The sequence below is a fragment of the Limnohabitans sp. TEGF002 genome (assembly GCF_055395845.1).
In genome coordinates this window covers 1,122,381-1,135,425 of record NZ_AP029224.1, presented here as the reverse complement: position 1 = coordinate 1,135,425, position 13,045 = coordinate 1,122,381, and the positions used below count along the sequence as shown (strand labels likewise).

Sequence of the window (13,045 nt, the reverse complement as noted above, 5' to 3'; positions counted from 1 at the left end):
GTTTATTGGCCCTTATTCCTGTTCACACGCCCCATTCGGGCCAAAACCATGACTCAAACCCCTCTTTCCTACAAAGACGCTGGCGTCGACATCGTTGCGGGAGACGCGCTGGTCGAGCGCATCAAACCCCTGGCCAAGAAAACCATGCGCGAAGGCGTGCTGGCAGGTATCGGCGGTTTTGGTGCCCTGTTTGAAGTGCCCAAACGCTACAAAGAGCCCGTGCTGGTGAGCGGCACAGACGGCGTAGGCACCAAGCTCAAGCTGGCGTTTGAATGGAACATGCATGACAACGTAGGCATTGACCTGGTTGCCATGAGCGTCAACGACGTGCTGGTACAAGGCGCCGAGCCCCTGTTCTTCCTAGACTACTTTGCCTGCGGCAAGCTGGACGTGGACACGGCAGCAGCCGTGGTCGGCGGCATTGCCAAAGGCTGCGAGCTGTCGGGCTGCGCGCTGATTGGCGGCGAAACCGCCGAAATGCCCGGCATGTATCCCGCTGGCGAATACGACTTGGCAGGATTTGCGGTCGGTGCGGTCGAAAAATCGAAAATCCTCACCGGTCAGAACGTGAAAGCGGGTGATGTGGTGCTGGGCCTAGCGTCCAGCGGCGTGCACTCAAACGGTTTCAGTCTGGTGCGCAAATGTATCGAGCGCGCGGGCAGCAACGCTCCCGCCACGCTTGACGGCAAACCCTTCAAGCAAGCCTTGATGGAGCCCACCCGCCTTTACGTGCTCAATGTGTTGGCCGCATTGGCTGCTCACCCCATCAAGGCTCTGGCCCACATCACTGGCGGCGGCTTGCTCGAAAACATCCCCCGCGTGCTGCCCGACGGCCTGGCCGCCCACCTGCAAAAAGGCAGCTGGCCACAAACCGAGTTGTTTGCTTGGCTACAGGCCACTGCGGGCATTGACGACATCGAAATGAACCGCACCTTCAACAACGGCATAGGCATGGTGGTGGTCATTGATGCAGCCGAAGCCGAAGGCTGCGCGGCTACTCTGCGCGCTGCCGGGGAGCAGGTATTCACCATTGGCCGCATCGCGGCCCAAGGCGAAGGCGCTCAGGTGGTGGTGGCTTAAACAAGCTTTCAGTCCTTGATGCCTGCGACCGCTCGCTCTGGGTACCACCAGACCCCAGTGGCTCCAACGGTGGACATGGCATCAAAGGGCGGACAGCTCGGTCACCCGATTTTTCAGCGCCAAAGTGTCGGGCGCAGAAGGTTCAGCTTCCAGATACACCTGCAAATCTTGCAGCGCCTCATGCACATGCCCTAATTCGGCATGCACCAAGCCCCGGTCTCGCCTTTCGGTCCAGACCTCTGGCAATAAAACCACCAAGCGATCGAGCACTTGCAGCATGCGCGGCCAGTCCTCTTGTGATCGGAAGATTTCTTTCAGGTTGCGCAGCATTCTGGCCAACACATCCCGTGCCGGGCAAGCTTGCAAATACAAACCCAAGGGGGTTTCACCTTCGTCCAGATCTGCTGAAGCTGTCTGGTCAACAGGAGCTCGAAAAGGGCTCAATCTTTCTGACAAACTGTCCAGTCCCAAAGATACGCCCGTGAGCGGGTCCAGCACCACCAAACCATCTGTCAGTGTCACTTTGACCAAAAAGTGCCCCGGGAAGGAAATACCCTGCGCGTTCAGTCCAATGGCCTGGGCCAATTCGAGCCAAACCACCGCCAAAGAAATCGGGATGCCCCTGCGTGTTCTCAGGACCTCATTCAAGTAGCTGTTTTCGGGGGCGTAGAAATCATTGGCATTGGCCCCAAAACCCAAGTCTTGGTAGAAGACTTGGGTCAAAATGGCCAGTTGAGTGAGGTCGTCCGCATCCTCGGGTATCCGCGACTGAACCCTGCGCAACAAGCGGGCCACATCGTCCAGTACGTGTTGGACATCCAAACTGGGCTCTTCGTCCTGCGCCAAACTGGCAGCCGCCTCCAGCAAGGGGAAATGTTCATCGCTTTGCACGAGACTGGCAAAGTAACTGAGCGGGGTGGGCGATGACAAATTCAACAGCATGTCTGTTCCGGATACCCGTCAGCGTTTGAGAAAGGCTTTGAGCCGCAGTCCTGTGGCCCACAAAACCCCGAAATAAAGGACAGCCGAGCCCAGCAAAACAAGCCCCATCCAGCCGATGCGCAGCCAGGCCTCTTGTCGCATGGCCACCCAAGGCAAATGGTTCGCAGCGAACCACAGCAAGCCTGTCAACAAGCCCGTAGCTAAGAGCACCTGAAAGCCAAAGCGCCACCAACCGGGCTGCGGCTTGTAACTGCCCCGGCGCAGCAGGCCCACCAGTAGCCACAAGGCATTGACCAGCGCGCCCAAGCCAATGGACAGTGCCAGCCCAGCATGGGCCAGATAAGGCACCAACAGGACGTTGAAAATTTGGGTGAGCACCAGCACCACCACCGCGATGCGCACAGGGGTGCGGATGTCCTGACTGGCGTAGTACCCAGGGGCCAAGACCTTGATGGCCACCAGGCCCAGCAAGCCTACGCCGTAGCCCGTCAGGGCCAAAGTGGTTTGCTGTACATCACGGTCGGTAAAAGCACCATAGTGGTAGAGCACCGACACGAGCGGCTGCGAAAACACCAGCAAAGCTGCAGCACAAGGCAAAGCCAGCAGCAACACCAAACGCAAACCCCAGTCAAGCATGGCGGCATAACGCTCGCTGTCGCCCGTGGCTTTGGCCGCCGCCAGCTGCGGCATCAGCACCACGCCCAGCGCCACACCCAAGATCGCCGTTGGAAACTCCATCAATCGGTCGGCATAGGTCAACCAACTCACACTGCCCGGGGCCAAGTGCGAAGCGATCTGCGTGTTGATGAGCAAGGAAATTTGGGCCACACCCACGCCCAGCAAGGCCGGGCCCATCAGGCGCAGGATGTTCAAGGTGGCGGGGTTGGTCCAGGCTCTCTTCACGGCGCGGAGCCCCAAGCCCAAGCGGGGCAACAAACCCAACCGGGCCAAGGCCGGAATCTGCACCGCCAATTGCAAGGCGCCGCCCACCATCACACCCACAGGCAAGGCATAAATGGCCTCCACACCCTGCTTGGCCAACCAGGGCGACAACAACCAGGCTGCGGCGATCACACTCACGTTCAGCAGCACGGGCGTGGCCGCAGGCACGGCAAAACGCTTCCAGGTGTTCAAAATACCAGCCGACAAGGCCACCATGGACATGAAGGCGATGTAGGGGAACATCCAACGTGTCATATGGACCGCTGTGCCGTAACCCCGAGCGTCTTGCTGCAAGCCACTGGCCAGAGCCCACACCAACCAGGGGGAGGCCAGCACACCCAATACCGATAAAGCCAGCACCGACCAAGCCAAGGCTGTGGCCACGCTGTCGATCACTTCCTTGGTGGCCTCGTCGCCATGCTGGGCACGACTGGCAGCCAGCACCGGCACAAAGGCCTGACTGAACGCCCCCTCGGCAAAAAGGCGTCGAAACAGGTTAGGAATACGAAAAGCAACATTGAAGGCATCGGTCAAGGCGCTGGCCCCGAACATGGAGGCGATGAGCAACTCGCGCACCAAACCCGTGACCCGGGAGGCCAGGGTAAAAATCGACACGACAGAAGCAGATCTAAGGAGGCTCACAGTGAGCGAGTGTAGCGGCCACTGCCTTGCACGCAGGCAATGCCATGGCTGCGTGACGGATTGAAACTTAGCCCCAAGCTGGCGGTCTCCCGAAAGCGTCAAGCGCCGTTTTCGGGTCTGCTAGAATATTGGGTTCGCTGGACATCATCCTCAGACACTGAAAGAACTTATATATGGCATCCGCTAAACCCAAAAAGAAAAACCCCCGTCTTGCTTCCGGCCGTAAACGCGTCCGCCAAGACATCAAAATCAACGCTGCGAACTCTTCGCTGCGCTCCAAATACCGCACAGCTGTGAAAAACGTCGAAAAAGCCGTTGCAGCCGGCGACAAGACCAAAGCCACAGAGTTGTTTGCCAAGATGCAAGCCGTGGTGGACATCATTGCCGACAAGGGCATCTTCCACAAAAACAAGGCCGCTCGTGACAAAAGCCGCCTGAGCGCCAAAGTCAAGACTTTGGCTCTCGCCGCAGCCTGATCCGCTCCACCAGATCAACAGCCCGGCGAGGCTTAGTCCTCGCTGCCGTTTGAAACGGGTGCGCTGTCCGCGAAAACTGAACCGCCTTGGTGCAAACCAACGGCGGTTTTTTCATGGCTGGATCAAAAGTAGCTGAGTTTGAGATGTCGCCGGTTTCCTCATGGCTCGCTTCGCTCGCAAAAATCGGCATCTGGCAATACCCCAAACTCAGCTGGGTCCATCAGGGCATCTATCCTCCCAAGAACTCGGACCCCATAAAAAACCGCCCAAAGGCGGTTGTTTCTGCGGTCTTATTTTTTTAGGGGAAGGTCGGGCAACAAACAGGCTTCAGCCACTTGCAGGCCATTGTCGCGCGCGAAGTTCATCACGAAGTCCCAGGCCATGACATCGTGATCACGCAAGTCACGGTGCACGATCACGCATTTCACGTTACCCATGGTGGTCGGGATACACCAAGGCGAATAACTCAAGTGGCTGCCCGGAACAGCGCCGCCGGGGCGAAATTGGCTCATCACGCCTGCCAAACGTTCAGCCCAATCGCTGGGCCTGAATGTCTTTCCGTCCTCGGTGATGCCCTGGATGAAGACTTCTTTGGCAGTGTTGGAGACCATCGGATAGAAGGGGTGAAGTGAACACCAAAAGCACCGGGATCACCACTGCTTTCGTTAGACAGGTATTGTATCTTATATAAGACTTGTGGCTTGCGACAACTTGCATCTCCCAGTCGCACAAAGCCTCTAAAATAATCCCTCAACGGCCCTTTACCATTGGGCCGATTTTTATTTCAGGAGTTTACGCATGTCCGCTTTCATTGAAGCCGCCTCACCGCACACCATGAACACCTATGGCCGACTGCCGATCGCACTCAGCCATGGTCAGGGTTGCCGAGTCTGGGACATCAATGGCAAGCCATACCTCGATGCCCTCGCTGGCATCGCTGTGAACACCTTGGGCCACAACCATCCCGATCTGGTGCCTGCGTTGCAAGACCAGCTGGGCAAGATGATCCACAGCTGCAACTACTTCCATGTGCCCAACGCTGAAGTGCTGGCAGCCAAACTGGTTGAACTGTCGGGCATGACCAATGTGTTCTTCTGCTGCACGGGCCTTGAGGCCAACGAAGCTGCCATCAAGCTGGCGCGCAAGTTCGGTCACGACAAGGGCATCGACAAACCCGAGATCGTGGTTTACGAAAAAGCCTTTCATGGCCGCAGCATCGCCACACTGAGCGCCACCGCCAACGAGAAACTGAAAAAAGGCTTCGGCCCCATGCTCGAAGGCTTTGTGCGTGTGCCGGTCAACGACATTGAGGCCCTGAAAAAAGCGACCGAAGGCAACCCGAATGTGGTGGCCGTGTTCATGGAAACCATTCAAGGCGAAGGCGGTATCAACCCGATGCGCATCGAATACCTCAAGCAAGTGCGCGCCCTGTGCGACCAAAAAGACTGGCTGATGATGATCGACGAGGTTCAGTGTGGCATGGGCCGCACGGGCAAGTGGTTTGCACACCAGTGGGCAGGCATCGTGCCCGACGTCATGCCGCTGGCTAAGGGCCTGGGCTCGGGCGTGCCGATTGGCGCGGTGGTGGCAGGTCCCAAGGCCGCCCAGATATTTCAGCCCGGCAACCACGGCACCACCTTTGGCGGTAACCCACTGGCCATGCGCGCTGGTGTGGAGACCATTCGCATCATGGAAAAAGACGGATTGATGGCAAATGCCGCGCGCGTAGGTGACCATCTGCGCGCTGCACTTGAAAAAGCACTGGCGGGTGTTCACGGCGTGAAAGAAGTGCGCGGCCAAGGCCTGATGTTGGGCATTGAACTGGACCGCCCTTGCGGTGCCATTTGGACACGAGCCGCCGAAGCCGGTCTTTTGCTGAGCGTGACGGCCGACAGTGTGATCCGGTTGGTCCCGCCACTGGTCATGACCGAAGCCGAAGCCGACGAAGTGGTCGCCATTTTGGCGCCCCTGATCAAGACTTTTTTGGCAGAAACCCCATGAGCCTGACCCCACCTGTGCCCGTGCGGCACTACCTGCAGTTCACCGACCTCACGGCAGACGAGTACGCGCATGTGTTTGCACGCGCCGCCGAGATCAAGCGCAAGTTCAAGGCCTACGAAAAATACCATCCACTGGCCGATCGCACGCTGGCGATGATTTTCGAAAAAGCCAGCACCCGCACCCGCGTGAGCTTTGAGGCCGGCATGTACCAACTCGGCGGCTCGGTGGTGCACCTGACCACCGGCGACAGCCAGCTGGGCCGCTCCGAGCCCATCGAAGACAGCGCCCGCGTGATCAGCCGCATGACCGACATCGTCATGATCCGCACCTATGGCCAAGACAAGATTGAGCGCTTTGCCTCGCATTCGCGTGTGCCCGTCATCAACGGCCTGACCAACGAATTTCACCCTTGCCAGATCTTGGCCGACATCTTCACCTACATCGAGCACCGGGGCTCCATTCAGGGGAAAACTGTGGCTTGGGTCGGCGACGGTAACAACATGGCCAACACCTGGCTGCAAGCCGCCGAGTTGCTGGGCTTTACGGTGCACTTGAGCACGCCCAGTGGCTACGAGGTGGACCAGGCCGTGGCTGGTTTGCGCAGTGCCGACAGTTACAAAATCTTCAAAGACCCCGAAGACGCCTGCCGAGGTGCAGACCTGGTCACCACCGACGTGTGGACCAGCATGGGCTTTGAGGCTGAAAACGAAGCACGCAAGAAAGCCTTTGCCGACTGGTGCGTGGACGAAGCCATGATGCAAGTGGCCCAGCCCGACGCCCTGTTCATGCACTGCCTGCCCGCGCACCGTGGCGAGGAAGTCAGCGCCGAAGTCATCGACGGCCCGCAATCTGTCGTGTGGGACGAAGCCGAAAACCGCATGCATGTGCAAAAGGCACTCATGGAGTTTTTGCTCTTGGGCCGCGTGAACGCCTGACATGTCCGCCTGCACCACCTGCGGCGCTTGCTGCGTGAGCTTCCGGGTGGACTTTTCCGTGTACGAGTACGAAGAAGGCGGCGGCGATGTGCCCGCCGGGCTGGCCTCGCCCATCACCGAGCACACCTGCCGCATGCGCGGCACCGACCACAGCCCACCCCGCTGCGCCGCGCTCTATGGCAAAACCGGCGAAAAAGCCATTTGTGGCATTTACGAATGGCGGCCCTCGCCCTGCCGCGAGTTTGAAGAAGGCAGCCCCGCCTGCGAACAAGCGCGTCGCCGCCAAGGCCTGCCCGCACTGAACGCCTGAAGTCTTTTTGATGGGTGTTGGAAATAACCGACACCACGGTTTTTTGTGGGGTGCTACCTTCGCACACCATGAAAAAACTTTGGGATATTTCTCCGCCTGTTGACGCGCACAGCCCTGTGTTTCCGGGGGACACGCCTTACACCCAGCAATGGGCCGCCACGCTGTCGGACACCTGCCCCGTCAACGTGAGCGCCATCACGATGTCGCCGCATGTGGGCGCACACGCCGATGCGCCACTGCATTACGACCCGCAAGGCGCCTCCGTGGGCGCACTCGACCTGCTGCCTTTTTTGGGCCGCTGCCGCGTGATCCATGCGCTCAACGCCAGCTCGCTCATCACCCTTGCGCACTTACAGCACGCCCTGACCCATCTGCCCCCACGGGTGCTGGTGCGCACATACCGTCAGTTTCCGCTGACGCTTTTCGACACCCAGCTCACCGGCTTTGACCCCGCCTGCGTGCAACACCTGGCCGATCTGGGCGTGTTGCTGATCGGCACCGACAGCGCCAGCATTGACCCGGCTAACAGCAAGCAGCTGCCCAGCCACCAAGTCATACGCCAACGCGGCATGCGCGTGCTGGAAAACCTGCTGCTCGACGACGTGCCCGAAGGCGATTACGAGCTGATCGCCCTGCCCCTCAAACTCATGACTGCCGACGCCAGCCCGGTGCGTGCGGTCTTGCGCGAACTTTGAAAAACCATTCAGGAACAAACTGCCATGATGAACCTCACCCCCACCCTGCAAGACTGCGAACTGCTGGACGCGCAAGACCCGCTGCGCGCATTGCGCGACCAATTTGACCTGCCCCAAGGCGTGATTTATCTGGACGGCAACTCGCTGGGCGTGATGCCCAAAACCGCCCCAGCCCGAGTGGCTCATGCCGTCACCCACGAATGGGGGCAAGACCTGATCAAAAGCTGGAACAGCGCAGGCTGGTTCACCCTGCCCCAGCGCGTGGGCGACAAAATCGCCCGCGTCATCGGCGCTCAGCCCGGCGAAGTGGTGGCCGCCGACAGCACCTCCATCAACCTTTTCAAAGTGCTGGCCGCCGCGCTGCACATTGCCGCCGCCGACCACCCACATAAAAAGAAGATCGTCAGCGAACGCAGCAACTTCCCCACCGACCTCTACATCGCCGAAGCCCTGTGCAAAGAACGTGGTTTCACGCTGCAGCTGGTCGAGGCCGACGAAATCGCTGCCGCCCTGCAAGCCGATGTGGCTGTGCTGATGCTCACCCATGTGAACTACCGCACCGGCGCCATGCACGACATGCAAGCCGTCACCGCGCAGGCCCATGCCCAAGGCATCCTCACCGTGTGGGACCTGGCGCACAGCGCGGGCGCTGTGCCCGTTGACCTCAACGGTTCAGAGGCCGACTTTGCGGTGGGCTGTGGCTACAAATACTTGAACGGTGGACCCGGCGCACCCGCCTTTGTGTGGGTGCACCCCAAGCACACCGACCGCTTCTGGCAACCGCTGGCCGGGTGGTGGGGCCATGCAGCCCCCTTTGCGTTCACGCCCGATTACCAACCCGCCAAAGGCATCACCCGCTACCAGTGCGGCACTCAACCCATCCTGAGCCTGACGGCGTTCGACTGCGGCATGGACGCTTTTTTGAGCGCCGAAGCGCTGGGCGGCATGGCCGCGCTGCGCCAAAAATCATTGGCGCTCACGGGGCTCTTCATGCAGCTGGTGCGCACGCGCTTGCACGGCCACGGCTTTGGCATCGCTACACCGGCCGAAGAAGCCCTGCGCGGCTCGCAAGTGAGCCTGACCCGCGCGGACGGTGCCTACGCCATCGTGCAAGCCTTGATCGCACGCGGCGTGATTGGTGACTTCCGTGCGGGCGATGGCGGCTTGCACGCCGATATCTTGCGCTTTGGCTTCACACCGCTGTACATCGGCTATGCCGACGTCTGGCAGGCCGCCGAGCACCTGTGCCAGGTCATGCAAAGCGGCGAATGGCAAGACGCCCGCTTTGCCCAGAAAAACGCCGTGACCTGAAAGGCCTGAGATGAGTTCCTGCCCTTTCTCCTCCAACACAGCCAGCGCAAGCACAGCGGCCGGCGAGCGCATCGTGCACGAAGAAAAAGCCCAGCTCGACTTTGACGGTCGCATGAGCTACGGCGACTACTTGCAGCTCGACGCCATCTTGAATGCGCAACAACCGCTGTCGCCCGACCACAACGAGATGCTGTTCATCGTGCAACACCAAACCAGCGAACTCTGGATGAAGCTGATGCTGCACGAGCTGCAAGCGGCCATGCACAACATTGCGGCCGACGAACTGCCCGATGCGTTCAAGAAGCTCGCCCGCGTCAGCAAGATCATGGAGCAGTTGGTGCACGCCTGGGACGTGCTGGCCACCATGACGCCGCCCGAGTACAGCGCCATACGCCCCTATCTGGCTCAGTCCAGCGGCTTTCAGAGTTGGCAATACCGCTGCATCGAGTTTTCGATGGGCAACAAAAACGCCGCCATGCTGCAGCCCCACGCGCACCGCCCCGACCTCTCGGCCATCGTGCAGGCCGCCTACGAAGCACCGTCGTTGTACGACCAATGCTTGCGCCTATTGCAGCGGCATGGCCTAGATGTGCCGGGCACCCACACCGAGCGCGACTGGCGTCAGCCCTACCCGGCCAGCGCGGCGGTCGAAAACGCCTGGCTCGTGGTCTACCGCGACCCCAAACAACACTGGGACCTGTACCAACTGGGCGAGGAGCTCACCGATCTGGAAGACGCTTTTCGCTTGTGGCGCTTTCGGCATGTGACCACGGTGGAGCGCGTGATCGGCTTCAAGCGCGGCACAGGCGGCACCGGCGGCGTGAGCTATTTGCGCAAGATGCTCGACACCGTACTGTTCCCCGAAATTTGGACACTGCGCACACAACTGTGAACTGACTCACGCGGGGCAGTTCCTCGGGTGACCCACAGGGCAAGCCATTTGCACTAACATGCCTGATTCCCTCACTGGAGAGACACCGTGGAACTGAACATCAACGGCCAAAGCCGCACCTCGACCGCCGACCCGAGCATGCCCTTGCTCTGGGTGCTGCGCGATGAATTGAACCTCACCGGCACCAAATTCGGCTGCGGCATCGCCGCTTGCGGGGCTTGCACAGTCCATGTCGACGGCCAGCCCGTGCGCTCTTGCGTGATGCCGGTGTCTGCTGTTGCATCTCAAAAGATCAAAACCATCGAGTCCTTGGGCTCTGCAGAAAAACCCCACCCGCTGCAAGCGGCCTGGATTGCCGAACAAGTGCCCCAATGCGGTTACTGCCAAAGCGGCATGTTGATGGCAGCGGCCGCCCTGCTCGACAAAAACCCCAACCCCAGCGACGCCGACATTGACGCCGCCATGACCAATCTGTGCCGCTGCGGCACTTACCAGCGCGTGCGCGCCGCCATCCACCGCGCGGCTGACCAAATGAAGAAAGGCGGTGCCGCATGAAACGCCGCACCTGGTTACTCAGCGCGCTCGGCGCGACCGGCGCTTTGGTCGTCGGCTGGGGCGTGATGCCCGCTCGCTCGCGTTTGGGCTCACCCGAACTCATGCTCAAAACCCAAGGCGATGTCGCTTTGAACGGCTGGATCAAGATCGCTGCCGACGGCGCCGTGGTGCTGGCCATGCCCCGCAGCGAAATGGGCCAAGGCGTGCACACGGCGCTGGCCATGTTGGTGGCCGAAGAGCTGGACATGCCACTGAGCCGCGTGCGTCTGGAGCAAGCCGGGGCCGACACCATTTACGGCAACGTGGCCATGCTGGTGGCCAGCTTGCCGTTTCACCCGCTGGACAGCGAAGGCGAGCATAAACCCGTCAAGATCAAGATGGGCGAATGGCTGGTGGGCAAAGTCGCCCGCGAACTGGGCCTCAACGCCACCGGCGGCTCGTCTTCGATCACCGACCTGTGGGACCCTTTGCGCATGGCAGCTGCCACGGCGCGCGCCAGTCTGGTGCAGGCCGCATCGGCCGCATGGAAAGTACCCGCCAGCGAAATCACCGTGGCCCAGGGTGTGATGCAACACGCTTCGGGTCAATCGGCACACTACGGCCAGATGGTGAGCGCTGCTTCGGGCAGCACGCCCTCGGGCATCCAAACCAAATCGCGCGAAAAGTGGCAGCTCATCGGTCAAGCCGCGCTGCGCACCGACATCCCCTCCAAAGTCACAGGTCAAGCCACTTTCGGTCTGGACGTGCGTCTGCCCGGCATGCTGTTTGCCGCTGTGCAGATGTGCCCCATGCTGGGCGGCAGCGCTGCGTCCATGGACACCAAAGACGCCTTGGCGTTGAAAGGCGTGTCCAAAGTTGTGCCACTGGACGCCTGGGGCGGCGGCACGGCAGGCTTGGCCGTGGTGGGGCAAACCACCTGGCACGCACGCCAAGGTGTGCAGGCCGTCAAAGTGAAGTGGCAGGCCCCTGCCACGGGCGCAGTAGACACCCAGCGCATCCAGGCCGACTTGCTCAAGGCCCTGAACGAAGACAGCGGCTTCACATTCCACGAACAAGGCGTGCCCACCCAAGCCGAAAAAGCTGCCGCCAGCCGCATCGACGCGCTGTACCAAGCGCCCTATCTGGCCCACGCCACGATGGAGCCGATGAACTGCACGGCGCAAGTCAAAGATGGCAAGGTCGAGATTTGGGTGCCCACGCAAGTGCCGCAAATGGCCCGCGACATGGCCGCCAAAGTGGCCAAGATCGACAAAGACCAAGTCACCGTCCACGTCACCCAACTGGGCGGTGGTTTCGGTCGTCGCCTCGACGTCGACTTTATCGGCCAAGCCGTGCAAGTGGCGATGGCCTGCGGGGGCCAGCCCGTGCAGCTGAGCTGGTCGCGCGAAGAAGACATGAAACACGACTTTTACCGCCCCATGCACCTGGCCAAGTTCCAGGCTTCGCTGGACGACAAAGGCGAAGTCACCAGTTTGCGCATCAAGTCGGCCGGTGACGCCATCACCCCGCGCTGGATGGCGCGTGCAGCGCCCCACTTGTCGGGCCCCATCGACATGCCCGACAAAACCGCGTCCGAAGGCCTGTTCGATTTGCCCTACGGTTTTGCCAGCCAGCACATGAGCCATGTGGCCACGAAGTCTGGTGTACCCGTGGGTTTTTGGCGCTCGGTGGGCCATTCGCACAACGCCTTCTTTTCGGAAAGCTTCATCGACGAGCTGGCTCTGGCCACGAAACAAGACCCGCTGGCCTTCCGCTTGAAACTGCTGAAAGACGCACCGCGTTACGCCGCTGTTCTGCAGTTGGCGGCGGACAAAGCGGCTTGGGGAACGCCACTGCCCGCAGGCCGTGCGCGCGGCATCGCCTTGCACGAATCGTTTGGCTCCATCGTGGCGCAAGTGGCCGAAGTGTCCCTTGCCAACGGCCAGATCCGCGTGCACCGCGTGGTCTGCGCGATTGACTGCGGCACCGTGGTCAACCCCGGCACCGTGGCCCAGCAAATGGAAAGCAGCGTGGTCTACGGTTTGAGCGCAGCACTCTTCGGCAAGATCGACATCGTGGGCGGCGTGGTGCAACAAAGCAACTTCTCTGACGCCCCCATGCTCTCGCTCAGCCAGACCCCGGTGGTGGAAACCCACATCGTGTCCAGCACCCGCCACCCCGCAGGTGTGGGAGAACCGGCGGTGCCGCCATTGGCCCCTGCCGTGAGCAATGCACTTTTTGCCCTCACGGGCAAACGGCAGCGGGCTTTGCCGCTGACCGCCTGA

General features: G+C 60.7%; 13 protein-coding genes. 10 read left to right on the top strand and 3 right to left on the bottom strand.

The genetic code is table 11. From position 1 onward, the window contains the following. Nucleotides 1-48 precede the first annotated feature (48 nt). Nucleotides 49-1,080 carry a phosphoribosylformylglycinamidine cyclo-ligase gene (gene purM, locus ACZ5SR_RS05705; protein WP_464450597.1) on the top strand — a complete coding sequence of 344 codons (1,032 nt, stop codon included), beginning with the start codon at nt 49-51 and terminating at the stop codon, nt 1,078-1,080. 81 nt (nt 1,081-1,161) lie between these two features. On the opposite strand, the gene ACZ5SR_RS05700 is transcribed toward purM, so the two are convergent. Then, a complete protein-coding gene (locus tag ACZ5SR_RS05700; protein ID WP_464450596.1) occupies nt 1,162-2,022 on the bottom strand; it encodes a SirB1 family protein in 861 nt (286 codons plus the stop codon). Nucleotides 2,023-2,040: 18 nt separating this feature from the next. Further along, nucleotides 2,041-3,606: a murein biosynthesis integral membrane protein MurJ gene (murJ, locus tag ACZ5SR_RS05695; protein ID WP_464450595.1), complete on the bottom strand. Its 1,566-nt coding sequence runs from the start codon at nt 3,604-3,606 to the stop codon at nt 2,041-2,043. A 173-nt stretch (nt 3,607-3,779) separates the two neighbouring features. On the opposite strand from murJ, the gene rpsT reads away from it, so the two are divergent. After that, the gene (gene rpsT / locus ACZ5SR_RS05690; RefSeq protein ID WP_464450594.1) at nt 3,780-4,082 is read left to right on the top strand and encodes a 30S ribosomal protein S20; all 303 of its coding nucleotides are present in this window, start codon (nt 3,780-3,782) and stop codon (nt 4,080-4,082) included. Nucleotides 4,083-4,372: 290 nt separating this feature from the next. Here the strand turns inward: rpsT and ACZ5SR_RS05685 are convergent, their stop codons facing one another. Beyond that, a complete protein-coding gene (locus ACZ5SR_RS05685; protein WP_464450593.1) occupies nt 4,373-4,693 on the bottom strand; it encodes a DUF3579 domain-containing protein in 321 nt (106 codons plus the stop codon). A gap of 187 nt (nt 4,694-4,880) precedes the next feature. Between ACZ5SR_RS05685 and ACZ5SR_RS05680 the strand changes: the two genes are divergently transcribed. The 8 genes from ACZ5SR_RS05680 to ACZ5SR_RS05645 all read left to right on the top strand — a co-directional run bounded on the left by ACZ5SR_RS05680 (nt 4,881) and on the right by ACZ5SR_RS05645 (nt 13,045). Continuing rightward, entirely contained in the window at nt 4,881-6,083 is a 1,203-nt protein-coding gene (locus ACZ5SR_RS05680) for an acetylornithine/succinylornithine family transaminase (RefSeq protein WP_464450592.1), read from the top strand. Beyond that, nucleotides 6,080-7,018, top strand: a complete 939-nt coding sequence (gene argF, locus ACZ5SR_RS05675; RefSeq protein WP_464450591.1) for an ornithine carbamoyltransferase — start codon at nt 6,080-6,082, stop codon at nt 7,016-7,018. Before ACZ5SR_RS05680 ends, argF begins: the two co-directional genes overlap by 4 nt. A gap of 1 nt (nt 7,019) precedes the next feature. After that, nucleotides 7,020-7,328 (top strand): YkgJ family cysteine cluster protein, encoded by a 309-nt coding sequence (locus ACZ5SR_RS05670; RefSeq protein WP_464450590.1) that lies wholly within the window; start codon nt 7,020-7,022, stop codon nt 7,326-7,328. Nucleotides 7,329-7,396: 68 nt separating this feature from the next. Further along, nucleotides 7,397-8,023, top strand: a complete 627-nt coding sequence (gene kynB, locus ACZ5SR_RS05665) for an arylformamidase (protein WP_464450589.1) — start codon at nt 7,397-7,399, stop codon at nt 8,021-8,023. Between the two features lie 24 nt (nt 8,024-8,047). Continuing rightward, nucleotides 8,048-9,334: a kynureninase gene (gene kynU, locus ACZ5SR_RS05660; protein WP_464450588.1), complete on the top strand. Its 1,287-nt coding sequence runs from the start codon at nt 8,048-8,050 to the stop codon at nt 9,332-9,334. 10 nt (nt 9,335-9,344) lie between these two features. Continuing rightward, nucleotides 9,345-10,226: a tryptophan 2,3-dioxygenase gene (gene kynA / locus ACZ5SR_RS05655; protein ID WP_464450587.1), complete on the top strand. Its 882-nt coding sequence runs from the start codon at nt 9,345-9,347 to the stop codon at nt 10,224-10,226. An 87-nt stretch (nt 10,227-10,313) separates the two neighbouring features. After that, on the top strand, nt 10,314-10,781 hold the full coding sequence (locus tag ACZ5SR_RS05650) for a (2Fe-2S)-binding protein (protein ID WP_464450586.1): 468 nt from the start codon (nt 10,314-10,316) through the stop codon (nt 10,779-10,781). Further along, complete coding sequence (locus tag ACZ5SR_RS05645; protein WP_464450585.1) at nt 10,778-13,045, top strand: xanthine dehydrogenase family protein molybdopterin-binding subunit; 2,268 nt, start codon at nt 10,778-10,780, stop codon at nt 13,043-13,045. Before ACZ5SR_RS05650 ends, ACZ5SR_RS05645 begins: the two co-directional genes overlap by 4 nt.